26 protein-coding genes are annotated in these 26,321 nt (G+C 58.0%); 12 read left to right on the forward strand and 14 right to left on the reverse strand.

What is annotated here, in order from left to right; translation table 11 throughout:
• Window positions 1-67 precede the first annotated feature (67 nt).
• The 3 genes from BLU11_RS05120 (at window position 68) to BLU11_RS05135 (ending at window position 4,139) form a co-directional block, all read left to right on the forward strand.
• Complete coding sequence (locus tag BLU11_RS05120) at window positions 68-2,599, forward strand: DUF1565 domain-containing protein (protein WP_090272353.1); 2,532 nt, start codon at window positions 68-70, stop codon at window positions 2,597-2,599.
• Window positions 2,600-3,012: 413 nt separating this feature from the next.
• Window positions 3,013-3,549 carry a glycoside hydrolase family 24 protein gene (locus tag BLU11_RS05130; RefSeq protein ID WP_090272355.1) on the forward strand — a complete coding sequence of 179 codons (537 nt, stop codon included), beginning with the start codon at window positions 3,013-3,015 and terminating at the stop codon, window positions 3,547-3,549.
• Window positions 3,546-4,139 carry a lysis system i-spanin subunit Rz gene (locus BLU11_RS05135; protein ID WP_090272356.1) on the forward strand — a complete coding sequence of 198 codons (594 nt, stop codon included), beginning with the start codon at window positions 3,546-3,548 and terminating at the stop codon, window positions 4,137-4,139. The genes BLU11_RS05130 and BLU11_RS05135 overlap by 4 nt, the downstream gene beginning before the upstream one ends.
• Before the next feature lie 686 nt (window positions 4,140-4,825).
• Here the strand turns inward: BLU11_RS05135 and BLU11_RS05145 are convergent.
• Together BLU11_RS05145 and BLU11_RS05150 are read right to left on the reverse strand one after the other, a co-directional pair.
• Entirely contained in the window at window positions 4,826-5,017 is a 192-nt protein-coding gene (locus BLU11_RS05145; RefSeq protein ID WP_090272358.1) for a hypothetical protein, read from the reverse strand.
• 150 nt (window positions 5,018-5,167) lie between these two features.
• Window positions 5,168-5,863, reverse strand: a complete 696-nt coding sequence (locus BLU11_RS05150) for an SOS response-associated peptidase family protein (RefSeq protein ID WP_090272359.1) — start codon at window positions 5,861-5,863, stop codon at window positions 5,168-5,170.
• 86 nt (window positions 5,864-5,949) lie between these two features.
• Between BLU11_RS05150 and BLU11_RS05155 the strand changes: the two genes are divergently transcribed.
• The 3 genes from BLU11_RS05155 to BLU11_RS05165 all read left to right on the forward strand — a co-directional run bounded on the left by BLU11_RS05155 (window position 5,950) and on the right by BLU11_RS05165 (window position 9,279).
• Window positions 5,950-6,384: a LexA family protein gene (locus BLU11_RS05155; protein ID WP_090272360.1), complete on the forward strand. Its 435-nt coding sequence runs from the start codon at window positions 5,950-5,952 to the stop codon at window positions 6,382-6,384.
• Window positions 6,377-7,648, forward strand: a complete 1,272-nt coding sequence (umuC, locus tag BLU11_RS05160; protein WP_090272361.1) for a translesion error-prone DNA polymerase V subunit UmuC — start codon at window positions 6,377-6,379, stop codon at window positions 7,646-7,648. The genes BLU11_RS05155 and umuC overlap by 8 nt, the downstream gene beginning before the upstream one ends.
• A gap of 311 nt (window positions 7,649-7,959) precedes the next feature.
• A complete protein-coding gene (locus BLU11_RS05165; protein ID WP_090272362.1) occupies window positions 7,960-9,279 on the forward strand; it encodes a DEAD/DEAH box helicase in 1,320 nt (439 codons plus the stop codon).
• 46 nt (window positions 9,280-9,325) lie between these two features.
• On the opposite strand, the gene BLU11_RS05170 is transcribed toward BLU11_RS05165, so the two are convergent.
• From BLU11_RS05170 to pyrC, 5 genes are all read right to left on the reverse strand, one after another.
• The gene (locus BLU11_RS05170) at window positions 9,326-9,754 is read right to left on the reverse strand and encodes a universal stress protein (protein ID WP_090272363.1); all 429 of its coding nucleotides are present in this window, start codon (window positions 9,752-9,754) and stop codon (window positions 9,326-9,328) included.
• Between the two features lie 14 nt (window positions 9,755-9,768).
• On the reverse strand, window positions 9,769-12,357 hold the full coding sequence (locus BLU11_RS05175; protein ID WP_090272364.1) for a TRAP transporter permease: 2,589 nt from the start codon (window positions 12,355-12,357) through the stop codon (window positions 9,769-9,771).
• Between the two features lie 72 nt (window positions 12,358-12,429).
• Complete coding sequence (locus BLU11_RS05180; RefSeq protein WP_090272365.1) at window positions 12,430-13,404, reverse strand: TAXI family TRAP transporter solute-binding subunit; 975 nt, start codon at window positions 13,402-13,404, stop codon at window positions 12,430-12,432.
• Window positions 13,405-13,526: 122 nt separating this feature from the next.
• A complete protein-coding gene (rnt, locus tag BLU11_RS05185) occupies window positions 13,527-14,171 on the reverse strand; it encodes a ribonuclease T (RefSeq protein ID WP_090276262.1) in 645 nt (214 codons plus the stop codon).
• A 55-nt stretch (window positions 14,172-14,226) separates the two neighbouring features.
• Window positions 14,227-15,261, reverse strand: a complete 1,035-nt coding sequence (gene pyrC, locus BLU11_RS05190; protein WP_090272366.1) for a dihydroorotase — start codon at window positions 15,259-15,261, stop codon at window positions 14,227-14,229.
• 226 nt (window positions 15,262-15,487) lie between these two features.
• Between pyrC and BLU11_RS05195 the strand changes: the two genes are divergently transcribed.
• The 4 genes from BLU11_RS05195 to gloA all read left to right on the forward strand — a co-directional run bounded on the left by BLU11_RS05195 (window position 15,488) and on the right by gloA (window position 19,509).
• Window positions 15,488-16,738, forward strand: a complete 1,251-nt coding sequence (locus BLU11_RS05195) for an NAD(P)/FAD-dependent oxidoreductase (protein WP_090272367.1) — start codon at window positions 15,488-15,490, stop codon at window positions 16,736-16,738.
• Between the two features lie 76 nt (window positions 16,739-16,814).
• Window positions 16,815-17,663, forward strand: coding sequence for a flagellar protein MotY (locus BLU11_RS05200; protein ID WP_090272368.1), 849 nt, complete (start codon window positions 16,815-16,817; stop codon window positions 17,661-17,663).
• Window positions 17,664-17,796: 133 nt separating this feature from the next.
• Complete coding sequence (locus BLU11_RS05205; RefSeq protein ID WP_090272369.1) at window positions 17,797-19,014, forward strand: argininosuccinate synthase; 1,218 nt, start codon at window positions 17,797-17,799, stop codon at window positions 19,012-19,014.
• 102 nt (window positions 19,015-19,116) lie between these two features.
• Window positions 19,117-19,509: a lactoylglutathione lyase gene (gene gloA, locus BLU11_RS05210; protein WP_090272370.1), complete on the forward strand. Its 393-nt coding sequence runs from the start codon at window positions 19,117-19,119 to the stop codon at window positions 19,507-19,509.
• An 85-nt stretch (window positions 19,510-19,594) separates the two neighbouring features.
• On the opposite strand, the gene BLU11_RS05215 is transcribed toward gloA, so the two are convergent.
• On the reverse strand, window positions 19,595-20,923 hold the full coding sequence (locus BLU11_RS05215; RefSeq protein ID WP_090272371.1) for a deoxyguanosinetriphosphate triphosphohydrolase: 1,329 nt from the start codon (window positions 20,921-20,923) through the stop codon (window positions 19,595-19,597).
• A 123-nt stretch (window positions 20,924-21,046) separates the two neighbouring features.
• Here BLU11_RS05215 and BLU11_RS05220 point away from each other — a divergent pair, with 123 nt between their 5' ends.
• Together BLU11_RS05220 and BLU11_RS05225 are read left to right on the forward strand one after the other, a co-directional pair.
• The gene (locus BLU11_RS05220) at window positions 21,047-21,310 is read left to right on the forward strand and encodes a glutaredoxin family protein (protein ID WP_090272372.1); all 264 of its coding nucleotides are present in this window, start codon (window positions 21,047-21,049) and stop codon (window positions 21,308-21,310) included.
• 2 nt (window positions 21,311-21,312) lie between these two features.
• The gene (locus tag BLU11_RS05225) at window positions 21,313-21,762 is read left to right on the forward strand and encodes a YcgN family cysteine cluster protein (RefSeq protein ID WP_090272373.1); all 450 of its coding nucleotides are present in this window, start codon (window positions 21,313-21,315) and stop codon (window positions 21,760-21,762) included.
• A gap of 45 nt (window positions 21,763-21,807) precedes the next feature.
• On the opposite strand, the gene BLU11_RS05230 is transcribed toward BLU11_RS05225, so the two are convergent.
• The 6 genes from BLU11_RS05230 to rsxG all read right to left on the reverse strand — a co-directional run bounded on the left by BLU11_RS05230 (window position 21,808) and on the right by rsxG (window position 26,320).
• On the reverse strand, window positions 21,808-22,584 hold the full coding sequence (locus BLU11_RS05230; RefSeq protein ID WP_090272374.1) for an MlaA family lipoprotein: 777 nt from the start codon (window positions 22,582-22,584) through the stop codon (window positions 21,808-21,810).
• Complete coding sequence (locus BLU11_RS05235; protein ID WP_090272375.1) at window positions 22,581-23,870, reverse strand: alpha/beta fold hydrolase family protein; 1,290 nt, start codon at window positions 23,868-23,870, stop codon at window positions 22,581-22,583. The genes BLU11_RS05230 and BLU11_RS05235 overlap by 4 nt, the downstream gene beginning before the upstream one ends.
• A gap of 185 nt (window positions 23,871-24,055) precedes the next feature.
• The gene (locus BLU11_RS05240) at window positions 24,056-24,241 is read right to left on the reverse strand and encodes a PA3496 family putative envelope integrity protein (protein WP_090272376.1); all 186 of its coding nucleotides are present in this window, start codon (window positions 24,239-24,241) and stop codon (window positions 24,056-24,058) included.
• A 79-nt stretch (window positions 24,242-24,320) separates the two neighbouring features.
• Window positions 24,321-24,956 (reverse strand): endonuclease III, encoded by a 636-nt coding sequence (nth, locus tag BLU11_RS05245; RefSeq protein ID WP_090272377.1) that lies wholly within the window; start codon window positions 24,954-24,956, stop codon window positions 24,321-24,323.
• Between the two features lies 1 nt (window position 24,957).
• The gene (locus BLU11_RS05250; protein ID WP_090272378.1) at window positions 24,958-25,674 is read right to left on the reverse strand and encodes an electron transport complex subunit E; all 717 of its coding nucleotides are present in this window, start codon (window positions 25,672-25,674) and stop codon (window positions 24,958-24,960) included.
• Window positions 25,667-26,320, reverse strand: a complete 654-nt coding sequence (gene rsxG / locus BLU11_RS05255; protein WP_090272379.1) for an electron transport complex subunit RsxG — start codon at window positions 26,318-26,320, stop codon at window positions 25,667-25,669. Before rsxG ends, BLU11_RS05250 begins: the two co-directional genes overlap by 8 nt.
• Window position 26,321 lies beyond the last annotated feature (1 nt).

The following is a 26,321-nucleotide window of genomic DNA, read 5'->3' on the forward strand; positions in this document are numbered from 1 at the left end:
ACCCTTAACACAACACGCAGACACGGCCATTGACGCTGTGGGCTTCGCTCTGTCTGGAGATTGATACATGAGCAGGAATAATACTGGCAACCCGATTGATTCGATGGCGTTTGCGGATTTTGAGGATAACGTCAAGAATTTCGACGAGTGGTCCACCTCCGAAGCTGACACACTCAAGGATCGGAAGGGAGAGGAGCGGCTGACGCTGCGTGGGACTGAGCGGGCCGGGGCGGGTGATACGTCGGTGGCGGTGGATGCTGCGGCGCGGGCGGTGGCGGCGGCTGGGCAGGTGGAGGCGGATGCTGAGCAGATTGCGCAGGAGGCTGCGCAACAGGCGGTGGATAGTGTTGTGGTTGCGGTGGACGGGGCGGTGGTGCGGGCAGAAGATGCGGCTGATCGGGCTGAGACTTCAGCTTCGTCAGCAATTGCGGCTAGTAACACTTATAGCACAACGGCTGTAGGGATCGCTGAGACCGTGAGTGGTCAGTATTTCCTGCTGAGCACTGCCGACCCACAAGTTTTTGATCTTTACCTTAACAGTAGCGGGACAGCCATACTACAGTCGGGCCAGTTTAGCGTTGCGGGATTGGGAGTCGCTGGTCCGATCCCTCTAAATCTGAGGATAAACGGGTTTGCGCTCAGGGACGGATTTGTCCAAGGCGAGGTGATTGGCCCTGTGTCCGCGACGACTCTGACACCACAGACGGGGATCGGATGGGATGTCGTTGGCGGAGCGTTGACGCTAGACGGCAACGGCAGCTTTACACAGGCCCGGCTCTGGTCTGTAGGTCATCATCGGTCCGCAGATTTTGCGCTGGACTTGACGATGCGCCAGACGATCACTACTGAGATACCGACTAGCGCAGGGTCAGCAACCGGGCCGCTGATCTTGATCGGCGATACAGCAGCGGCGCTCTTGGGTGTTTATTGGATCAACACAGGAGTCATGTATCAGTCTACGGGCAATCGCGGGTCCGGCGGTGCGACTACCGGCCCGATCCCTGGGCTGCAATTTACTGCGGGTCAGGAGCTACAGCTCCGGATGGCTGTGCGAGAAGACGGCTCCGGTTTTGCAGTTGCCACTAATTTATCATCAGGATTCGAGCACACGCTCACATTCACGACCCCAGTGCCGGCAGGTAGAGTATGGCTGGGATGGACCCGAGCGTATGCGGGGGCGATTTCACATCTTGTCGTGCGCTACCCCGACGCGCTGCCCGAAGATGAAAACTACGCGGGTCAGATTGCTGATATAGACGCACGCGTTGACAGCTTGACTCAGCAGATAGACATCAACCCGTCGAGCGAACCCACGACCGCAGTTACTGCGCCTGAGGGGTTCTTATTCCGCGACTATGGGTTCCGAATTTTACGCGGGCTGCATAGCGGTCGCATAACTACGGATATAAATCCGCAGGACTACAAAGCGAGCGCGGTGTCATCAATTTATATTGACCGTGCGACTGGCGATGACAGCAACCCCGGCACCGCAGCGCTGCCGTTCCGCACCGTGAGTGCTGCGCTGGTTGCTGTCAATGCTGGGGGCCAACCGTGTGATGTTACGATCTCGGGTGGGGAGTACACGTATGAGGACATCGGCGCTATGCCGATACTGACTCAAAGCGTCAATTTGGTTTGCATGGACCCCGTGCCCGCAGTGCTAAGTTTATCTGCACGCGACTTGCTATGGTCCCCGACTTCGGGCAGGGCTGGAGTGTTTGAAGCCACTCCCGCTGCTGCCGCGCCGCTATGGGGTTATGATAAATCTAATCTTGACCCGTGGGGCGAAGAGATACCCTTCACGCCGGTATCATCAGTTGATCTTGTCGAATCGACGCCCAACTCTTGCTTTGTTGAAGGAGGCGTCATCTATGTACAAACACACAACAGCAGAGTCCCGGACGGAAGCATACGGGTATTGCTGGATGTTGACGGCCTGAACGCGGGAGCCACAAAATACTACATCGAAAACGTGCATATCTTGGGCGGAAAGCAGCGGTCCCTGCGCTGCACAAATATGACTGACGATACAAAAGCGGACAGTATGACGTACCGCTGCCGTTTTTCTTATTCATACGCCAACGCCTGTTATGGCACGTTACGAAGGCTGGGCAGGCTATACGCGGTCCAGTGTGTCGCGTCATGGGCTAGAGCCGGCGACGGATTCAGCTACACAACGAGCGGCATTCGCACGACCGATATTGTAGAGATTGACTGCATTGGTCACGACAACGGGCGCTTTTCTGGCAGGGATAACAACGGTTCTTCTATCCATCATGCTGGTCGTATCATCCGAATCAATGGAGACTACCCGAATAATATCAAGAATATCGCTGACACTGGGGATGGAAGCCAGACGTGGATGGTCAATTCGTCAGCTAGTGACTCGACCGACGAATCTGGCAGCGAGGAATATTCCATTAATTTCATATTTAGTGGCGGAGAGGTTAAAGCATGGCTGGATACTTGCGTGTCTCGGGGCGGGTCTGTTGTGGATTTTTACGTCGGGGAAGGCGCGCAGGTATTTGTCAGAAATACCGACGTCAGTAACATGAAGAATAATGCGATAAAACCTGGAGGCTTGTTAGCCCCGTATTAAGTGGTAGAAAAGAAAATGGAGCCAGGTGCGGACTAGTTCATCTAATAAAATCCGGCACTGCTGTGTCCTGAACCTCAAATTCAGCAATTCGCTTTAGTGAGAGTATGATGAATATATTGCTCCATTTAAGAAAGCAACTCAGGTTTGACTCAGATATAGTCGCTCCAACGGCCGCGTTTCTTATTTTCATGTCTTTCGCTTGGATAGAGGGTCCTATCGTCGCTGCGAGCGGGGTCATCCTTTTCGGCTTCTCGGCGTGGTATTACGAGATCCTGAGGGGCTGGGTTAGAAGGCGTAAGCTGTAACTTGGAGTGTTGTCTCATTCCTTCGATGACCCCTTTACGGACGGCATCTTGTATATCTGACTCTTGGTTGCAGCTTTGCAATAGCGGGTTTTAATGCCTGGAGAAAACATGCCAGTAATCACCGAAGCAAAGGCCGGCGGGATCAACGTGCTCGCCTTCCTGGATATGCTCGCCTGGAGCGAAGGCACCAGCACGATCAAGAACTCTGATGATGGCTACAACGTCATCGTCGGAGGCAAGCTGTTCAAAGACTACAGTGATCATCCGCGGGTATACGTGAAGTTGCCGCGCTACGGTATCACCTCCAGCGCCGCTGGCCGGTACCAGTTCTTGGCCCGCACCTGGGACGCCATCGTACGCAACTACGGCTTCCGGGGACGCTTCATTCCCGAGGCGCAAGACCTGGCCGCCATCAAACTGCTTATGGAGTGCGGCGCCTACCGCCTGATCCGGCAGGGGCGCATCGAAGATGCCGTGGCCAAGGCCGCCCCCGTCTGGGCCAGCCTGCCCGGGGCAGGGTACGGACAGCGGGAGCATAAGCTGGCTCAGCTGCTGGAGATCTACGAAGGGGAGCATGCGGCCGAGCAGCACACAGAGCTCGAGTTGGTAGCGGTGTACTCGGACTGCAGGGGAGCGCTGGCATGACCGGGGCACTCCGTGCGTTCGCGCCCTACATCGCAGCGCTGCTGGTCGGCGCGCTATTCAGCTGGTGGGTCGCCAGCAACCACTGGCAGGCCCGATACAGCCAGCAACAAACTATACACGCCACCCAACTGCGCCTGACCGCCGAGGCCAACGCCCAAGTCATCCTGCAACAGCAAACTGAACAGCAGGAACAGGCCCAGCGCTTGGTCGAGCTGGATACCAAGCACACACAGGAGCTATCCGATGCACTCAAAGAAAACCGTCGCCTTGAGGCTCTGTATTCTAACGCTGATGATGAGCGCCGCCGGCTGCGCATCGACGTCATCGTCGCCCGTAATGATGCCATCGTGTCCGAAACCGTTGGCGCCGGCAGCGTGGGCGATGCAGACTCCCTCGAACTCAGTGGAGCAGCTGGACGCGCTGTTTGGGATATCCGGCGAGGAATGATTGAAGATCGGGAGAAGTTGGAGTATTTGCAGCGTTATATCAGCTTGCAGGAGGGGCGCAACACTTTGCTCGAGGATCGCGCTCAGCATGGTCTTCCTGAAACCTCTGATATATGGCGTCGTCAAAATGCGACGCTGAAATAATATTTTCTTGTTTTAGAATAATGAAGAGATTCTGATCGACAGCGCTGTAGTGTGTAGTGAAGGTCACCTTCAAATGGTCCTTACAGCGGTATCCGCTGATTATCGGCCGGAAAACTACGTCTTCTGTTCCTCCATGGCACTCGCTTGGATCTCCAAGAGAAGCCACTACACCCACATACACCTTCCTATCATCCATAGAGAGCATCACCACATCCATTGCTGCAAGCGCTGTGGAGAGGAAGCTTTCGAGCGGCCTGTGGCTGAGGATGCCTTCAAGTATGTAGGATTTTTGCGCCTTATAGCTTATGCCTTGCCTCCAAAGCTTCAGCTGCGACGCGAGCCGCCAGAGGTCCGGTATTACAGCAACCGCCACGAATGATACCCAGGCGTACCAAGCCAAGTGACTGCCGTCCTGTACTGATAGGTTAAATGTTTCGATGAGGTACCCGGACAAAATGGCAATATGATCGGGCAACTCTCTTCCATAAATAATTACATTGTTCGATATGGAATTGTAGATAAGGTTGATTACGAAACTCGAAAAAAAGCACTTCAAGCCAAGAACGGCTACATGAAGGTACAAGTACTGACCTTCTTGTCTGTGGAGTTTGAAGAGATAATTCGGGTGCACATGACACACCCGAAAACCGCTGGCGAGCAGCGGTATGATTAGGAGGAGAAACATATCAGCCGATCAGCTGAGCATAACGTTTGGATATTTCTTTGAACCGCTCATCATCGGTGATGGACTTAAGATCTCGTACCAAGGTTCCGTTCCCTGTCGCCTTAACTTCACCTTCATTGAGGATGCGTACAAGATTTTTCTTATCTTCTGACAGTTCTGGAGGAAAAATAAACTCTGCCATTGAGCGAAACATAATCCTCTCCTTCTTCCTTGTAAATTTGAGGTTTAGATTAGGCGATCTGATACAGAACCTCAAAGGGTATATTTTAAGAGTCTAAGGCTACCTATCGATATGACGCAGCATCTAGGGATTCTATAATTTTGACCCACTACATGCTGTGTTTTAGTCTGTTACACATTTTATCAAACCCGCCCCCTCGTTCCGCACATTCCCCACCTCCCGCCCAACCGGGTACCACTCAAACACCTCCACCGACTCCCCATGCTGGTGCATGATTTCTTCCGCCTCCACAGGCTCCAGCTCTGGATCAATCCAGTTGGCCGCGCACTCGGATGACAGCACCACCGGCCGGCGGTCATGGATATCCACCATGCCCTGGTCGCTGTCCGCGGTGATGATCACAAACCCATCTCCCACCTGCGGCTCGCTGCCGTCCCGCCTGAACTGCCCAATCCCCGCAAAATACATCGGCTGCTTGTCACGCCGGTGGATGTAATACGGCTGCTTCTTCTTCGGATCAGCTGAATCCTTCACCCACTCGTACCAACCATCCGCCGGGATCACGCACCGGCCTGACTCCCATATTTGCTTGAAGAACTTGCCGGTGGCTGCCGTCTCGCCCCGGGCATTGATCGCTGGCGGCCGTTTGCCCTTGGCCCAGAACGGCTCCCATCCCCACGGCACCAGATCCCAACGCAGCCCGTCCGGGTCGGGGTGGAGAATGCGCACCCGTGACCGTGGCGCCACGTTGTACCGGTTGATTGGCTCGGGATCTACGCCGCCCAGCAGAGGCAGCTGCAGCCCGATCGGTTCCAGGTATTCCCACGCTATCCGGTACTGCGCAAACCTTCCGCACATAGCGACCTCCGATCCAGATCCGATTGACGAAAACCGCCGACGCGAATACTGTATTTATATCCAGTCACGCCAGCGAGTCACGCTCAATGAGTAATGCAGTAATCATAGGCCCTTTGACCAGTTCAACCATCGAACTACCGTTTTATACCTGCCGGGTACCGGCCGGCTTTCCCAGTCCCGCTCTGGACCATATGGATCAGCCGCTATCGCTGGACGAGTTAATGGACGTAGACGCGCCGCACACCTACCTGGTGCAGGCGTCTGGGGATAGCATGATCGGCGTAGGGATTTTCGATAGCGACTTGATGGTCGTGAATCGCAAGCTGGACGCGGTGCCTGGGCATATCATCATTGCCGCGCTGAACGGCGACCCCTGCGTCAAGCGACTGGCGAAGCGGGGGGAGCAATTCGTGCTGGAATCGGAGAATCCAAAATACCCGCCGCGCTACATCATGGAAGGGGACGAGTTCGAAGTGTGGGGCGTGGTCATCGGAAGCCTCCGACGGTTTCCCCATGGCTGAACGGGCTATCGCGCTGGTCGACTGCAACAGCTTTTATGCCAGCTGTGAACGGGTGTTTCGCCCTGACCTGAAGAAGGTCCCCATTGTGGTGCTGAGCAATAACGACGGCTGCGTGATTGCCAGGTCGGCAGACTCCAAGCCGTTCGTGAAAATGGGCGAGCCCTACCACAAGATCCGGGACGTGCTGCGGCGTAATGGCATCGTTGCGTTCAGCTCGAACTATGCGCTGTACGGCGACATGAGCCAGCGAGTGATGACGGTTATCGAGAGCTTGGTACCGGCATTGGAGGTGTATTCGATTGATGAGGCCTTTGCCGACCTGACCGGCATTGGCTCACCAGAGCAGCTGGCCCGCAAGGTCCGCGCTCAGGTGCTGAAGCAAACCGGCATACCAACCGGGATCGGGATTGCTCCCACCAAGACCTTGGCCAAGCTGGCCAACGCCGCGGCGAAGAAGTGGCAGCAGCATACCGGCGGGGTGGTGCACCTGGATTCAACGGCCAAGCGAGACTGGTTGCTCAAGCGGATGCCGGTGGATGAGGTATGGGGCGTCGGCCGGCGCATGAAAGAGCACCTGGCCTTGATGGGGATTCATACTGCGTGGGATTTGGCCCAGGCTGATGCTTGGACGCTGCGCAAGAAACACAGCGTCGTCATCGAGAAGACTGCCCGGGAGCTGCGAGGCGTGCCGTGTCTGGAGATCGATGACGACCCGGCGCCCAAGCAGGAGATTTGCAGCAGTCGTGCTTTCGGACAGCGACTCCAGGAGAAAGAGCCGATCCGGGAGGCAGTGGCCACCTACGCTGCCCGAGCATGCGAGAAACTGCGTGCACAGGGCTCGCTATGCAAGAAGGTCAGAGTCGGCATCCGGACGGGCATGTTTAACCCGAACGAGGCCAAGTTTGCCAAGGGCATTATCTGCGAACTGCCATATCCCACCGACGACACCCGATTGATTATCAAAGCGGCAAGCCAGGGGCTGGATGCGATCTACCGCACCGGTTACAACTATGCCAAAGCTGAGATTCTGCTGATGGATTTGCGGCAGCGAGGGGAGTTTACCGGCGACCTGTTTGCTCGGGAGCAGCCTGAAACGGCGGGGCGTGTCATGGGTGTACTGGACCAGATCAACAGTCGCTGGGGAAGGGGTACGCTGCGACCAGCTCGGGTGCCGGTGGAGCCGGGTTGGGGTATGCGGCGGGAGCTGTTGAGCCCGAGATATACGACGGATTGGAATGGGCTTTGGCGTGTTCAGTGCAAGTAGCGTTGCTACATATTTGCTACACAGTGAGGAGTGGTGCTAGTAACGCATTGATTATGATGGCTTTATTTAGAATGCGGACCAATCCATCATGGGCGCAACGGAAAAGCGGCGGGATGGGCCGGGGCGGGTGATAGTTGCCATGGGGTTCCTGCGTATGGGTAATGCCAGCCGAGGCTCGAAAAGACAGTGATTCTACCATGAAAGCCGGAGCTGGTTATGTCAGCTGATCCGGGAAAACTCCATACCGGGATTTTCTCCACGCAGTGGTACACTGGCGGGCATTTCGCATTGTTTTTTTCAAAGGAAAGCCCGTGTTTACCGAATTGTCCCTGAATGAACGCCTGCTCAAGGCATTGACTGCACTGTCCTTCGAGAAGCCCACCGACGTTCAGGCGGCCGCGATTCCCCCGGCAGTTGCCGGTGATGATCTGTATGTCATCGCCCAGACCGGCAGTGGCAAGACGGCTGCCTATGTCCTGCCGATTCTTCAGCGCCTGCTGGAGGATGAAAGTCAGCCGCTCGCCCCGCGCGCATTGATCCTATCGCCGACCCGCGAGCTGGCCCGGCAGATCCACAAGGATATTCAGGAGCTGGCGCGGTTCACCTTCCTCAAGGCCGAATTGGTCATCGGCGGCGAAGACTTCAAGGTGCAGGCAGCCAAGCTGCGCAAGAACCCCGATATCGTCGTGGCAACGCCGGGTCGGACCTTGGAGCAGCTGAGCGCGGCCGGATTGGACCTGTCGGCGATTCAAACGTTGGTGATTGATGAAGCTGACCGCATGCTGGATATGGGCTTCAGCGAAGATGTGCTGGCCATCGCCGCAGCCTGTCCTGCCGAGCGCCAGACCATGTTGTTCTCCGCCACGACGGGCAATGCCGGGCTCAAGCGCATTATTGCTGAGGTCCTGAACGAACCGCGTTGGCTGGAGCTGGACAGTGTGCGTGCCGATACTCCGGCGATCCGTCAGCAGGTGATAGCCGTTGATGACAATGCGCACCGTGAGGCGCTGGTCAAATGGTTGCTGCTCAATGAATGCCAGGGCAAGGCGATCGTCTTTACCAACACCCGAGTCATGGCAGATCGTCTGAATGGCGTGTTGCGGACGGTGGAAGCCTTGCGCGTGTACGTGCTGCACGGCGAGAAGGATCAGAAGGACCGCAAGCTGGCCATCGAGCGCTTCAAAGACGTCGGCAGAGGTGTGCTGGTGGCGACCGATGTTGCTGCGCGGGGGCTGGATATCAGCGAATTGGATCTGGTGATCAACTTCGATATGCCGCGCAGTGGTGACGATTACCTGCATCGCGTGGGCCGTACCGGCAGGGCAGGCGCGGAAGGTGTGGCGATATCGCTGGTGGCGCCGCACGAATGGAGCCTGATGTCGAGCATCGAGCGCTATCTGCGCCGTCAGTTCGAGCGTCGGGTGATCAAGGAATTGGCAGGCAGCTTCAAGGGCCCGCGGAAGCTCAAGGCTTCCGGTAAGCCGGTTGGGGCGAAGAAGAAAAAGGAAGACAAGAAAAAGATCAAGCGCCCGAAAACGCCGAAGCCGGCAGCCAAGCGCAAACCGGCCGTGCCCAAAGGGCAGGTCATCGTCAGCCCGGACGGCCTGGCGCCACCGAAGCGGCGCACCTGACAGAGCTCGAAAGGTTATCCGGAGCCAGATCATGGCTCCGGATGACTCAGCGCACGACCAGTACCGATACCTTCGACTGCTGCAGCACGCGCATGGCGTTGGTGCCGACCAGATAGTCCTCGATACGTTTGCGTTTATGGGTGGACATGACAATCAGGTCGGCATTGATTTTCTTGGCCACGCGCAGGATCCCTTCATAGGCTTTGCCATCCGCCACGATCAGCTGGGCTTTCATGTCGGCGGGCACCTGTTTGGCGGCAAAATCCCGCAGCGCTCCCTTCATGGTCTTTTTGGCCGTGGCGGTGAATTCCTTGGGAAAGAATCCATCCACCATTGGCATGCCGATGACAGGCAGGATGCTGACCAGATGTAATGATGCACCATAGGTCTGGCACAGTTGTATCGCGGCGGGCAATGACTTGGCCCAGGATCCCTTGTGGTTGATGTCAACGGGAACCAATATCACCTTGTACATGAGCTAGCTCCTTTTCAGGCCGGGGTGGCGGTGGCCGCAGGGCGTCTGCGCCACTGCAGACCTACAACCAGGGCGAATACCAGGAAGCCGGGTATCCACATCCATTCCTTGCGATATCGATCAACCGGTGCCAGCACCTCGATGATTTCCTGGTCAAAGTCAAAGCCCAGCTCCGATGCCAGACTGCCATAGGTCACCAGGTCCACCAGGGTGCGATCACCCTCCTGCATCAGCGTAAGCCCCAGGTTCTCCAGCTTCTCTACGCCGGTTGCGCCATCCGGTATCGGCACCAGCAGATAGAAGGTGGTTGGGTTGCCGATGTCATCCAGGCCACTGATCTGCATGCGCAGGTTGCTGTCGTCATCTACCCGATCCAGCGCCTGGGCAATCTCGGTCGGCGGAATAGAGCGGTAGGGATCATGCACCATATCCATCCAGAACCCGGGGCGGAACAATGTGAAGGCAACCAACAGTAGCAGTGCACTTTCATACCAGCGGCTGCGGGTGATCATCCAACCCTGGGTGGCGGCAGCGAAGATAAGCATGGCCACCGTTGCCACCACGAAGATGACCAGCCCGTAGGTGAAGCTCACATCGATCAGCAGCAGGTCGGTATTGAAGATGAACAGGAAGGGCAGGGCGGCGGTACGCAGGCTGTAATAAAAGGCCTGAAAGCCGGTACGGATCGGGTCCCCACCCGAGATGGCTGCGGCGGCAAAGGAGGCGAGGCCGACAGGCGGTGTTACATCCGCCATGATGCCGAAATAGAACACGAACAGGTGGACGGCGATCAGCGGCACTATCAAGCCGTTCTGCTGACCCAGGGTGACAATCACTGGCGCGAGCAGGGCGGACACCACGATATAGTTGGCCGTCGTGGGCAAGCCCATGCCGAGTATCAGGCTGAGCACTGCGGTGAGCGCCAGCATCAACAGCAGGTTGCCCATGGACAGCACTTCCACCAGATCTGCCAGAACCAGGCCGACGCCGGTCTGCGAAACGGCGCCGACAATGATCCCCGCGGTGGCAGTCGCAATCCCGATGCCGATCATGTTGCGTGCGCCGGCAACCAGACCCTCCCAGAAATCGCAGAAGCCGCGACGGATATTGCGCCCCAGGTCTCGCTCCTTGCGGAACATGGCAATTAGCGGGTGCTGAGTAAGCATGATGATAGTCATGAAGACGGTGGCCCAGAATGCCGACAGGGCGGGTGACAAGCGCTCGACCATCAGGCACCAGACCAGCACGATCACCGGCAGGATGAAATGCAGCCCGGTCATCAGGGTTGGTCTGGTTTGAGGCATGGATACTACAGGTGAATTCGGATCATCCAGATCAAGATCCGGATAGTGTGAGCCGACCCGCAACAGGGCGATGTAGGCTATGGCGAGCCCGGCGGCGATCACCCAGGAGGCATAAACACCCAGCGCGGGTTTCAGCCAACCAAGACCATAATACACGGCAAGGGACAAGCCCATGATCAGCAGCAGCCCGGTAAGGAATCCGAGCATCTTGCGGGCGAAGGGACGCACCGGGTTGCTGCTCTCCAGTCCCTGCATACCGGCTTTCAATGCAGCCAGATGCACTATGTAGAACAAGGCGATATAGGAAATCATTGCCGGTAGGAAGGCATGCGTAATGACTTCGGTATAGGAAATACCGACATACTCGACCATCAGGAAGGCCGCAGCGCCCATCACCGGTGGCATGATCTGGCCGTTCACCGATGCCGATACTTCTACTGCACCGGCCTGTTCGGCGGTATAACCGACGCGTTTCATCATCGGAATAGTGAAGGTGCCGGTGGTCACCGTATTGGCAATCGAGGAGCCGGAGATCAGGCCGGTCATGCCCGAAGCGGCGACGGCTGCCTTGGCTGGGCCGCCGCGATAGTGGCCGAGCAGAGAAAAGGCCAGCTTGATGAAATAATTACCCGCACCGGCCTTGTCCAGGAGCGAGCCGAATAGCACGAACAGGAATACGAAACTGGTGGACACTCCCAGGGCAATGCCGAATACGCCCTGGGTACTCAACCATTGATGGTTTGCCAGAGAAGTGAGGCTGACGCCGCGGTGGGCAAGCATGCCCGGCATGTATGGGCCGGCGACGGAATAGATGATGAACAACAGCGCCACGATCATCAGCGGAGGGCCCAATGCACGGCGGGTCGCCTCCAGCAGCAACACCAGACCCACCAGGGCAACGACCACATCGGTTGTGGTAGGGCTGCCGGGGCGTTCGGCCAGCGCTGCATAGAATATGTAGATGTAGGCGGCGCAGAAAGCACCGACCAGGGCCATTACCCAATCCGTCAGGGGCACGTGATTACGCGGCGAACGACGGAAGGCCGGGAACGCCATGAAGCCCAGAAAAACCGCCAGCGCCAGGTGAATGGAGCGGGCTTCGGTACTGTTGAATACGCCGAATCCGACCATATAGGGTAGCGGAGAAGCGATCCAGAGTTGAAACAACGACCAGAAGGCGGCTACGGATAGCAGCAGTTTTCCGGTAAAACCATGGGGTTTGCGTGCGCCGGTGTCGCTTGTGGCGACCAGATCATCCAGCTCGGTAAGCAGATCATCGCGTTTGGCAGAGTCGGTCATTGACTATTCCCTGTGCTCTATATCGAACGAGAATTCCGGGCTTGCCGCGATGGGCAAACCCGGAATGGCGGCTTACATCCAGCCGCGCTCCTTGTAATAACGCACGGCGCCGTCATGCAGCGGGATGGACAGGCCTTCCTTGATCATTTCCTGCTCGTCCAGGGTGGCAAAGGCCGGGTGCAGGCGCTTGAAGCGATCGAAGTTGTCGAATACTGCCTTGACGGTCTGGTATACGGTTTCATCCGGCACCTTGGTAGAAGTCACCATGGTGGCGCGCACGCCGAAGGTTTCAATATCCTTGTCGTTGCCGCGATACATTCCGCCGGGGATGATGGCCTTCGCGTAATAAGGCTGGGCGGCAATGACGCCGTCGATTTCCTCACCATTTACCGCAACGATCACCGAATCCACGGTGGTGGTAGCCTCCTGGATCGAGCCGTTGGGGTGGCCAGCCACGTAGACCATGGCGTCAATATTATTGTCGCCGAGGGCAGCGGCCTGTTCCGAGGCGGACAGCTGGGATGCCAGGGCAAAGTCCTTGATGGTCCAGCCCAGCGCGTCCATGACTACATCCATGGTGTCGCGTTGACCGGAGCCGGGGTTGCCGATATTGAAACGCTTGCCCTTGAGATCCTTGACGTGCTCAATGTCCGCGTCGCGGCGGGCGACGATAGTCAGCGGCTCGCCATGCAGGGCAAATACTGCGCGCATTTCCTTGAATTCACCGGCGTCGGCAAAATTTTCGATGCCTTCATAGGCCTTATATTGGATGTCGGATTGCACCACGCCCATGTCCATCTCGCCACCACGAATGGCGTTGACGTTGGCTACCGAGCCGCCGCTGGAAGGTGCGTTGCAACGAATACCATGCTCATTGCTGTTGCGGTTGACCAGGCGGCACATGGACTGGCCGACAACATAGTAGACACCCGTCTGGCCACCGGTGCCGATGGTGATGAAGTTCTGCTGAGCAACGGCAGGTGTCGCCGCCATGGCAGCGTAACCCAGTGCAGCGGAGAAGATGTATGGGAGTGCTTTGAATTTCATGGGAGTTCTTCCTTTTTCTTGGTCCCACCGGCTTGCCACGAGGCGCCGGTCTCTGGTGGTTGGCTTACCGCAGTAAAGTGTAGCCGACCAGAGTGAAATTAGCCGGTCGGCGTACGGGCGGTTCAAACCAGGGGCCAGCCGCCCATGTCGCGCCAGCGGTTGACGATGGTGCAGAACAGCTCTGCAGTCTTTTCCGTATCGTAGCGAGCAGAGTGCGCTTCGCGACCATCAAACTCGATATCAGCCGCACTGCATGCCTTGGCCAGCACCGTCTGACCATAGGCAAGACCGCCAAGGGTCGCTGTGTCGAAGCAGGAGAATGGATGGAAGGGGTTGCGCTTGATCTCGGTGCGCTCAACTGCAGCATTCAGGAAGCCAAGATCAAAGAATGCATTGTGTCCGACCAGAACGGCGCGTTTACAGCCAGCGGATTTCACCGCCTTGCGCACATGCTTGAAGATTTCCGTCAGCGCATGGTTTTCGCTTACCGCCATGCGTAGCGGATGATCCAGCTTGATACCGGTGAACTCCAGCGCGGCCTGTTCGACATTGGCGCCTTCGAAAGGCTCAACGCGGAAAAAATGCGTCTGGTCTGGATAAACCTGTCCATCGTCATCCATCAGGATGGGCGTGGCGGCAATCTCCAGCAGGGCGTCAGTCGCCGAGTTGAAACCACCGGTTTCCACATCCACCACTACCGGCAGGAAACCGCGGAACCGATAGGCCATCGGTGGCTTGTTGCCGCCGGAGTAGGGTGCATCGTCCATTGCGTCGTTGTCGTAATCAAACTCGCTCACACAGCGTCCTTAATTCGAAAGGGGGTCAAACGACCCGCCATTGGATGGTTTCACCCGCACGCAGCGGCACCAGTTCCTGCTCGCCGAGCTGCAGGGTGGCTGGCACGGTCCAAGGCTCACGCACCAGGGTAATACTATCGGTATTGCGCGGCAGACCATAGAAGTCCGGGCCGTGCAGACTGGCGAAGCCTTCCAGCTTGTCCAGCGCCCCCAGCTCATCGAAGGCATCGGCATACAACTCGATTGCCGCATGGGCACTGTAACAGCCGGCACATCCGCAAGCGGCCTCTTTGGCGTGGCGGGCGTGGGGGGCTGAATCGGTGCCGAGGAAGAACTTGCTGGAGCCGGATACCACGGCGTCGCCCAGCGCCTGCTGATGGCGCTGGCGCTTGAGAATCGGCAGGCAATAGAAGTGCGGACGAATACCGCCGACCAGCATATGGTTGCGGTTATACAGCAGGTGATGAGCGGTGATGGTTGCGCCGATGCGGTCGGAGGCACTACGCACGAAATCCACCGCATCGGCAGTGGTGATGTGCTCAAACACGACTTTCAGCGTCGGAAAGCGCTCGGTCAGGGTCACCAACTGTTGGTCGATGAAAGCCTTTTCTCGATCGAATATATCCACCTCGGCATGGGTCACCTCACCGTGCACCAGCAGCGGCATGCCCACCTCGGCCATGACCTCCAGAGCCGGATAGATCTTCTCCAATGCTGTCACGCCGGAATCTGAATTGGTCGTGGCGCCGGCGGGATACAGTTTGGCAGCGATCGCCTGACGCTGCTGCCATGCCTGACGAACGATCTCGGGTGATGTCTGGTCGGTCAGATACAGCACCATCAGCGGATCAAACTGACTGTTCTGCGGGCGGGCGGCAAGAATGCGCGACTTGTACTCATCCGCCTGCTGTCCGTCGCGCACCGGGGGTACCAGGTTGGGCATGATGATGGCGCGAGCAAAGTGCCGGGCAGCATCGGCAACCGTGTGCGGCAAAGCTGCGCCGTCACGAAGGTGAATGTGCCAGTCGTCAGGCCGGATCAGGGTGATACGATCGGTCATGGGGGTGAATTCCAGGCTATTGCAATGCTCGCTATGCTACCGGAAAAGGCGAGGAGGCACACGCTGGATACGCTGGTATCTGGCAAAGTGCCGGTGCGCCAGCTGATTTCAAACTGCTGGACATTCAATGCTCAGGTGTTGCCGCAGCGCTGCTGAATCAGGCTAGACTCTCTGCCATGCCTGCCCTGTTGCACGGGGTATCTTGATACACAGCAGGGAGACCACCATGTCGCGTAATATCACCGTTCTCGGCGCCGGAATGATCGGCGTTTCCGTAGCCTGGCACCTGGTGCGTCGCGGCCATACCGTGACGCTGGTGGACCGCCGTGAGCCGGGGCGTGAGACCTCCTTCGGCAACGCTGGCATCATCCAGCGCGAGGCGGTGCGCCCTTATGCCTTTCCGCGCGACATAGGCACTCTACTGCGCGTTCTGCCCAACCGTGAGGTGGATATTCGCTATCGGCCAACGGGCATGGCGAATGTGGCTGGCCCGCTGTTGCAGTACTGGCTCAACTCCGGTGGGGCGCGCTATGAGCGCATCGTGAAGGAGTGGGCGTCGCTGATCATGCGCTGCCAGGATGCCCATGCGCCGATGATCGAGGCTGCCGGTGCCGAGGAGTTGGTGCGCAAGGGTGGTTGGCTGGAACTGTATCGAACGCAGAGGGCGTTGGATGAGCGGCTGGCCCTGGCGAATGAGGATAGGGGACGCTTCGGGGTGGAGTACAAGGTGCTCGACGCGGCCGCTTTGCGGGCGGCGGAGCCGCATCTGGGAGCAGGGTTGGTAGGAGCCATTCACTGGACCCAGCCGTGGATGGTGTCGGACCCGGGCGCGCTGGTGCAGGCCTATGCGCGCAACTTTGAAGAACAAGGTGGCCGTCTGTTGCGGGCCAGCGTTGAGGACGTGATTCAGACAGAGGACGGCTGGCGCGTGGTGACCAGCGAAGAAACGCTGGAAACGGAGCAGGTGGTGGTGGCGATGGGGCCGTGGTCAGCCAAGCTGATGGCAAGCCTGGGCATCAAGGTGCCGCTGTTCGTCAAGCGTGGTTATCACATGCACTATTCGACAGAGCAGGGAGCCGTACTCAACCATTGGGTGATGGATGCCGAGAAGGGCTTTCTGCTCGAGCCGATGCGTGCCGGGATTCGCCTGACTACCGGCGCGGAGTTGGCCGATCTGGATGCTCCCCCCAAATACAAGCAATTGGCGGCGGCAGAGCGTGCCGCACGACAGCTGTTCCCTATAAGCAAACGCCGTGACGCTGAGCCATGGAAAGGCGCGCGGCCCTGCATGCCGGACATGAAGCCGGTCATCGGGCCGGCTCCAGATAAAGCAGGACTGTGGCTGGCATTCGGTCACGGGCATCAGGGTTTCACCCTGGGGCCGGCCACCGGTGAGCTGCTGGCGCAGATGATGGATGGAGAGACGCCGGCGATAGACATGACGCCGTTTTCTGTGACGCGTTTCCTGGTCAATTGATTCAGTCTGGATCTTAAAGTTTCCCTGTCTCCCGCCGATTCAGTCTCCAGTGACCGATGAATCGGGAGATCTTCCTTTGCCACGCCTGCCTCTTGCCCTGCTGTTGGGTCTCGCTTTGCCTGCCCAAGCCCTGACTTTCCAGACTCGCATGGAGAATGTGCAGTGGGCGGTGAAGGGAGATCAGTTCGAGTGTCGTCTCAGCCAGCAGGTTGATGGTTATGGCGAAGCCATGTTCGTACGGCGGGCAGGGGAGCGGCCGGTGTTTCAGCTGTCGGCATGGAGCAATCTGATGCGGCCGGGGCCGGCCCAACTATTCAATGACGCACCGCCGTGGCGTCCCGGCACTGCAGCGCAGGTACTCGGGTCGGGCACGGTAAGCGATGGCCCTACGGTGCTCCAGCTACCTTACCAGCAGGCGGGGCGGATGCTGGCTGGTCTCTCGGCCGGATTGCAACCGACCATTCAGCGCAGCAGTATCAGTGATGCCGGGCAGATCACCGTGGTGGTGTCCAGTGTCGGTTACCGGCAGGCCTGGGACGAGTTTCAGGGCTGCATCAGCGGGCTGTTGCCGAAGAATATCGATCAGATATCCCGCAGCGCCATCGGCTTTCCCACGGGTGGTTCGGTACTGGACGCCGAGGCGCGGCAAATGCTGGATGTGGTTCTGGCCTATATCGAGGCCGACCCGGATATCCGCAAGGTCCAGCTGGATGGCCACTCGGACAATGTCGGTGACCGCCTGAGCAACCGTGAATTGTCCCGCCAGCGGGTGTTGGCGATACAGGCTTATCTGACGGAGCGAGGGGTGGATGAGACATTGATCATGACCCGCTTTCACGGGGAACGATACCCCGTGGCGTCAAATGAAAGCGCTGCTGGCCGGGCCCAGAACCGCCGCGTCACCTTGCGTCTGGAAAAGGACTGAGCTCGGTTGACGCTGCATCTAATTCCCTGAGTTTCTCCGACAGCCCCTGTAATTACTCGTCTCCGAGCGGTAGAATGGCGCCTTTGGCTGGTGCCTTTCGTTGCGCCGGTAACCTTCATCAATGGAGCGCGTAATGACTGATGTGAAAAAAGTCGTCCTGGCCTATTCCGGCGGTCTGGATACTTCGGTAATCCTCAAATGGTTGGAAGATACCTACGGCTGCGAAGTGGTCACTTTCACTGCTGACCTGGGGCAGGGCGAGGAAGTCGAGCCAGCACGCGCCAAGGCTCAGGCCATGGGCGTAAAGGAAATTTACATCGACGATCTGCGCGAAGAGTTCGTGCGTGATTTCGTATTCCCCATGTTTCGCGCCAATACCGTCTATGAAGGCGAATACCTGCTTGGTACGTCCATTGCCCGTCCGCTGATCGCCAAACGGCTGATCGAGATCGCCAATGAGACCGGCGCCGACGCCATTTCCCATGGCGCCACCGGCAAAGGCAACGACCAGGTGCGTTTCGAGCTGGGTGCCTACGCGCTCAAGCCGGGTGTGAAAGTAATTGCTCCCTGGCGTGAGTGGGACCTGCTGTCCCGTGAGAAGCTGATGGATTACGCCGCCAAGCACGACATTCCGATCGAGCGCCATGGCAAGAAGAAGTCGCCGTACTCGATGGATGCCAACCTGCTGCACATCTCTTACGAGGGCGGTGTGCTGGAAGATACCTGGGCCGAGCATGAAGAAGACATGTGGCGCTGGACCAAGTCGCCGGAAACGGCACCTGACGTGGCCACCTACATCGAGCTGAGCTACCGCAATGGCGATATCGTTGCCATCGATGGCCAGGACATGTCGCCGGCTACCGTGCTGGCCTATCTGAACAAGGTCGGTGGCGAGAACGGCATCGGTCGTACCGATATCGTCGAGAACCGCTTTGTCGGCATGAAATCCCGTGGCTGCTACGAAACTCCCGGTGGGACCATCATGCTCAAAGGTCACCGCGCCATCGAGTCGATTACCCTGGACCGTGAAGTGGCCCACCTGAAAGACAGCCTGATGCCGAAATACGCCGAGCTGATCTACAACGGCTTCTGGTGGAGCCCTGAGCGCGCCATGCTGCAGGAAATGATCAACGCGTCCCAGCTGAATGTGAACGGCGTGGTGCGGCTGAAGCTGTACAAGGGCAACGTGGTTGTTGTCGGCCGCAAGTCGGATGACTCGCTGTTCGATGCCAACATCGCTACCTTCGAAGATGATGCCGGTGCCTATGATCAGGCCGATGCGGCTGGCTTCATCAAGCTCAATGCGCTGCGTTTGCGTATTGCTGCCAACAAGGGTCGCACGCTGATATGATTGGCTGCCAGCCTATCTGACCCGCGATAGAGTGCCCGTTCGGTTTGATGTGATACATCGGCCGAATGGGCACTGTCGTATTACAACCTGAGGAGAACCATCATGCGTTTACTGCATACCATGCTCCGTGTGGGCGATCTGGAGAAATCCATTGCGTTCTATACCGAAGTGCTGGGCATGACCCTGCTGCGCCGCAAGGATTATCCCGATGGGCGTTTCACCCTGGCCTTCGTCGGTTACGGCAATGAGGCGGAGAACTCGGTGCTGGAGCTGACGCATAACTGGGATACGCCCAGCTATGATCTGGGCAATGGTTACGGTCACATCGCCATCGAAGTGAACGACGTGTACAAGGCCTGCGAGCAGATCAAGTCCAGCGGTGGCAAGGTGGTGAGAGAAGCCGGCCCGATGATGCATGGATCCAGCATTCTGGCTTTCGTCGAAGATCCGGATGGTTACAAGATCGAGCTGCTGTCGCCCAGTCGGGGAGATTGAGCCCGACCTGCATGATTGATCCGCCGCTCTCACAGGTGGGGTAAAACCTGCGGGAGCGGCACTTGCCCGCGAAGGGGAAGGCCGATCAGCTGGGATGGATGCCCCGAATCCGGGCAGACATATCCGCCGCATACAAATCAGTCATCCCGGCAATGAAGTCGGTTACGCGCATATAGCTGGAATACAGATCCCACTCTTCCCGTGGCGCATTATTGCCCAGCAGATCCAGAATGCGTCGATGCTTGAAGCTCAGGGCCTGGCCGGATTGCTGTTCATTGACTGCACCACAGAAGGCCTCCAGCAGCGTTTCGAGAGTGCTGTAGGCACCGATCTCATGCAGTGTCTTGCGCTTGTCCTGAAAGATGCGATGGCGGGCGATGCTTTTTGCTTCCAGTACGCAGCGCTGGGCGGCTTCCGGCATGTGACCGACCAGGTCTCCGGGCAGTGTGCCCGCGAGCAGTGCCGGTTGCTGGTCGATGAAGGTTTCGGCAGCAGCATTAACCAGGTGTTCGATGGCCTTGCCGCGCAGAATCGCCAGCTTGCGTCGGGTTGAATCCCGCGGGCCGAGCTGGCGGTAGGTTTCCGGCAGATCATCACCCACCAGATCCAGCAACAGCCGCTCGACTTCGCTATAGCTGAGCAGCTCCATTTCCATGCCATCTTCCAGATCAATCAGCGCATAGCAGATATCGTCCGCAGCCTCGACCAGATACACCAGCGGACTGCGGGCCCAGCACTGATCGCTCTGCAGTGGCAGGCCGAGCTTGTCGGTGATCTGCGCCAGCAAGGGATATTCGCCCTGGTAACAGCCGAACTTGTGTTTCTTGTAGCCATGGCTGTCGGCGTGCTGTGATGTCCAGGGGTATTTCAGATAGGCGCCGAGCGTGGCGTAGGTCAGGCGCATACCGCCGTCGAATTGATGGTATTCGAGCTGGGTCAGCACCCGGAAGCCCTGGGCGTTGCCCTCGAAATTGAGAAAGTCATGGCGCTGGGCGTCGGACATGTTGTCGAGCCATCCGGAATTGGCGGCCTTGTAAAACCAATGTCGGATGGCGTCTTCGCCGGAATGCCCGTACGGCGGATTGCCGATGTCGTGAGCCAGGCAAGCCGCTTGGACAATGACACCGAGATCGGCTGGTTCGCACCAGTTTGGCAGCTCGCCCCGCAATATCTCGCCGACGCGCATGCCCAGCGAACGGCCAACGCAGCCGACCTCAAGGCTGTGGGTAAGGCGTGTGTGGATGTGGTCATTGCTGGACACCGGATGTACCTGGGTTTTCTTGCCCAGACGACGAAAGGCGCCGGAAAAGATCACCCGGTCATGATCCTTGTGAAAGGGCGTGCGGCCAAGCTCTTCGGTGCTGGCGATGGGCTTGCCCAGCCTTTCACGACATAACAGTGTTTGCCAATCCATATATCCTCCGATCAGATCGTCCGAGTATGTGACAATGCCGCCGGGCTGCCAAGCATCGCAGCCTCTGACTGATTTCCGGTTCCGAGGTAGAATGGGCGCTGTCCCGCACGTTTCGGAATATTCATGACTGCCTCATTGACGTTGACCCTGTTTGGAACCACCGCCTGCCACCTGTGTGAAGAATGCCTGCATCTGACCCGACCGTTGGAAGGTAACGGCGTTGTCGTGCGGCAAGTGGATATTGTTGACTCCCCCGAGTTGCTGGAGCGCTATCAGCTGCGGATACCTGTTTTGCGCCGCGACGACACGGGAGCTGAGCTGGATTGGCCTTTTGATCTCGGCCAGTTGTTGGACTGGCTAGCCGATGCCACTGGCGAGGAGAGTTGAGTATGGCGCAGAGAGTAACGGAATTCTGGAAGCGCAAGACGCTGGAGCAAATGGATCAGCAGGAGTGGGAGTCGCTGTGTGATGGTTGCGGACTGTGTTGCCTGCAGAAGCTGGAGGACGAGGATGATGCAAAGTCCATCTATTACACCCGGGTGGCCTGCAAACTGCTGGATCTGAATACCTGCCGCTGCAGCGACTACCCCAACCGCCGCCAGCAGGTGCCCGACTGCGTGCAACTGACTCCGGCCACGGCCGAGGAGTTTGCCTGGTTGCCACCCACCTGTGGCTATCGCCTGGTCGCCGAGGGCGAGGATCTACCACCGTGGCATCATCTGGTGTGTGGTGACCGGGAGGCGGTACATAAATCGGGTATTTCCCAGGCGGGGCGCATGCTGGCGGAGGGGAGTGTGGCTGAGGATGATTGGGAAGAGCACATCATCTTTCGGGTGTGATGGGGGCTTCTCTCGCCCCCCCCCCCTCCTGGCGCGGCCGTTGACCTACTGTCGTATCTGCAACTCTCGCAGCTTGATATACAGATAACGAATCTGGTCGTACTCGAACGGGCTGTCCAGCGAACCGTAGCGGAAGCCATTGATATAGCGCAGGTTGAGAGCATACAGGCCATAGGACCAGGGGTTCTGGTTCATGTAATGGCGGTTGTCGAGAAACTCTGCGGCGTCCTCGATGGACCAATCCACGGCTTTGCCAGACGCATCCCGAAGGGTTGAAGGGCCGAGCAGGGGCAGGACCAGGTAAGGCCCGGTGGGTACGCCATAGAAACCCAGCGTCTGGCCGAAGTCTTCCGACTCCTGAGGCAGACCCATGGCTTGGGCCACATCGAACAGTCCAAGCACGCCAAGGGTGGTGTTGAATAGCAACCGAGCGGTGGTCCGAGCACCTTTCTTGAGCTTGCCCTGGGCCAGGCTGTTGGCCAGATTCGGTACGTCGGCAAGATTGGCGAATACATTGGATACCCCGGTGCGTACAAAGCGCGGGGTCGCCCATTCATAGGCATTCACAGCCGGCAGGTAAACATACTCATCGAACTGCCCATTGAATCGATAGACGCGTCGATTGAAACCTTCGATCGGGTCATGGACCTTCAATGCTTCGAGGCTGGAGCGCTCGAACTGGTAACTGGTGCCTTCGGTACTGAGCGTCAAGTTGTCCAGCGCATCGTGATATTGGGGTATCGCATCGGTGGTCTGGGCTTGAGCTGCCAGGCTGGCCAGCAGGGTGCAACCGGCGAGTAGTCCGCGACGGAGTTGATTCATTGTGCGCTCCCTCCCATGAATGTCAGTATCTGCGTGACCACATCCCGGTGTTGCAGGTTGCCGCCATGGCCGCCGCGCGGATAGAGGAAGGCCCGTTCGCCGAAGGTGTCGGCGATGAACTGGTAGTTTTCCTTGGTGAGAATGAAATCATCGGCGTTGGTCAGGGCGGCGATATCCGGGTTGTTTCTGAGGAAGGGTTCAATACTGTAGAGGCTGGTATCCCAGGCCATGTCCTCGATGCTCTTGCCCTCGTTATTGCTGCTCCAGACCGGCCATAGCTGGTTCTGCAGGTAGCAATCGAAGTCGCAGAACAGTGCGCGGCGCAGATAGGGGGTAAGCGAGGTGCTGACCTTGAGTTCCTTGCCTACCGGCGCATAGCGCCCGCCCTCGGTGATGACATCGGCCATGAAGTTAAGGTCGGCGGCGGCGAAGCGGAACACCGCGCCGATCAGCATGGCCAGCTCCGGATCAGTCAGCGCGTTGTCGGAGCGCTGAATATCGGCGAACAGGCTGCTCTCGATGTCGGTCACGCCGCTCTCGAAATGCCGGGCCAGCTTCTGGAAGATATGCTCATAGAAGCTGTTGCCGGTGCTGACGCCGTCGACTTGGGTACGCGACAAGGCGTCCAGCCGCCTGACCGAAGCATAGAGATCCACCGGCGGGTTGAGCAGTAACGTGCGGGTGAAATCGAACTGCTGCAGGTCCTGATCCAGATGGGCGACGAAAGCGGCATTGAGCGCACCCAGGCTGAAGCCGGCGAGGCGGTATTCGGTGATTGCCAGGTTTTTGCTGTCTTGAGCATGCTCTGCGGCGATGGACATGGCGGTATGCAGGTCGCGGGCGTCGCTCAGGCCCAGGCCCGGCAAGCCGCTGCGCGAGGCTGCCGCGATGAAGTCGTGGTTGGTTGGCGACGACAGCACGATGACATGCATGCCCGCCTGCCAGAACACGCGCTTCAGGTAATTCAAATTGGGGCTGTCATAGCCAGAGCCCGTCCCGGCGATGAGAAATATCAGCGGTGCTGGTTCATTCTGCCAGGCCAGGCGGTAATGCAGTTGGCTGTAACGCGACAGTACCGGTGGCAAGTTGCGTTCAGGAATGACGGTAACGGCAAGATCGGTCTGACGGACATCTGCTTCGTCCGGCACCGGCGCCGCCATCAGCCGTGGCGTGCCTGCGATGGTTGCCAGAAAAGCATTACCCTCGGGGTAGTTGAAATCCTCAGCGTGGGCAAGACCGCCCAGTAAGGGGAACAGAATAAAACAGAACAACAAGCATCGATTCATGAGCACATTCCCGGTTGGCTTCATGAACTATACCCAAGTTCGTGGCGTTTAGTTCCTCATAACGCGAAGGTAAGAGTTAGGCACACTAAAATAGGAATCATTGCTGTTTCCGCCATCTTACGTGCGCCATACCTTATTCTGAATCAAAGCCTGTCAATCAGTCTGATCAGAAGTTTCAATCAAGCTCAATCGAGGTCGAAGTCATATTCTGACAGCTGCTTCTGCAGCCGACGCTCTTCCAGCAGATTGTCGATCTGTCTGCGCCTGGTCAGGCTGGCTTTACTGGTTGATGTTTCGGTTTCAGACGCTTCATCCTCGTCAGCGACAAAGTCTTCGTCATCCAGCTCTATATCACTTTTAGCTTTGGCCATAACTCCACTCCACTATTGAAGATGCCATTGGCGCACCTTATAGCGGGAGTCGAGAATAAGCGGAAATAGATTTTTTGTATCAGTCCGAGGTCTTGTGCCGATACTCGCACAGATCTTCTATCCGGCAGCTGCCGCACTGCGGGGTTCGGGCCTTGCAAACGTAGCGTCCATGCAGAATCAACCAGTGGTGGGCATCGACCATAAATTCCCTGGGTACATGACGCATCAGTTTCTTCTCGACTTCGAGCACCGTTTTGCCCGGTGCGATACCGGTGCGGTTACTGACGCGGAAGATGTGTGTGTCAACGGCCATGACCGGATGGCCAAAGGCGGTGTTGAGCACCACATTGGCCGTTTTACGTCCGACGCCGGGCAGCGCTTCGAGTGCTTCGCGGCTATCGGGCACCTGGCTGCCGTGCAATTCGATCAGCATGCGGCAGGTTTCGATAACGTTCTTTGCCTTGCTGTTGAACAGGCCGATGGTCTTGATGTATTCCGACAATCCATCAACCCCGAGGGCGTAGATCGCTTCGGGTGTGTTGGCCACCGGATACAGCTTGTCGGTGGCCTTGTTGACGCCGACGTCGGTGGACTGAGCCGAGAGGATGACGGCGATCAACAGTTCAAAGGGCGAGTTGAAGTTCAGTTCGGTGGTAGGGTGGGGATTATCCTCACGCAGGCGACGGAAGATCTCGTAGCGTTTTTCTTTGTTCATGTCAGTTGATGGTTCCAGTAACGCGGACCCGCTTGCTGCCACTGGCCACGGGGGCGCTGCTGCGGGTCGCTGCACGCGCTTTGAGCTGCGCGTCGATGATGTTCTTCAGGGCAATCAGCAGCCCCATGACCAGGAAGGCGCCGGGTGGGAGAATGATGAACAGCACTTCCTTGTAATTGGCGAACACCACCCAGGTCCAGTCGGCGGCGACTGGGCCGAGCAGCAGATGCATGTTGGCAAACAGCGTGCCCTGGCCGATCAGCTCGCGCAGCATGCCCAATACCAAAAGCACCAGGGCGAAGCCCAGGCCCATCATTAAGCCATCCAAAGCTGAGGGCAGCACCGGGTTCTTCACGGCAAAGCCGTCGGCACGACCGAGGATCACACAGTTGGTCACGATCAGCGGGATGAAAATGCCGAGAATCAGGAACAGCTCATAGGTGTAGGCCTGCATCAGCAGTTCGATACAGGTGGTGACCGAAGCAATGATCATGACGAAGGCGGGCAGCCGCACGGTGTCGGTCACGGCGCTGCGGATCAGCGATACGGCGACGTTGGAGGTGACCAGTACCAGAATGGTGGCGATGCCCAGTCCCAGAGCGTTGACTGTGGTGCTGCTGACGCCGAGCAGGGGGCACAGGCCCAGCAACTGCACCAGACCCGGGTTGTTGTGCCATAGGCCGTCGGCGGCCAGTTCGGACAGTTTCTTGTCAGCCATGGGCAGCTTCCTCCGGCGTCAGTTGCAGCAAGGTATCGCGGTGTTCGCTGAAATATTCCAGGGCCTTGTGTACTGCTTGAACCACGGCGCGCGGAGTAATGGTGGCGCCGGTGAACTGGTCGAACTCACCCCCATCCTTGCGTACCGCCCAACCGTCTGGGGTGGGCATGCTCAGGCTCTTGCCGTCGAAGCTGAAGACCCAGCTGCTCTTGCCAACCTCAAGCTTGTCACCCAGGCCGGGCGTTTCCCGATGATTGATTACACGCACGCCGGCCAGCTCGCCATTGGCCTGAATGCCCACCAGCAGGTCGATACGTCCGCTGTAGCCGTCCATGGTCACCACCGGCAGAATTACCGCAGACACCGCGCCCGCCTGTCGTCCGCGCCAGGCGGTGGCTGGGGCGGGCAGGCCCAGGAACTTGCGATCATCGATACTGAAGGCATCGTCCAGCAGATCGTTGTCATGCTGGTCATCAGGCAGTATCTCATTGAGGGCACGCATCTGCATGCGCTGCTGCTCGGCGATGATGCGCTCTTCGGTACCCTGCTGGGTGATGGCGATAAGGCCCACGGTGCAAACGGCGAACACGCCGAGAATCAGACTGTTGCGCAGCACCGAGCGGCTGGGATTGGTCACGGAATCCATC

The organism is Halopseudomonas litoralis (assembly GCF_900105005.1).
In the GTDB taxonomy this organism is placed as follows: domain Bacteria; phylum Pseudomonadota; class Gammaproteobacteria; order Pseudomonadales; family Pseudomonadaceae; genus Halopseudomonas; species Halopseudomonas litoralis.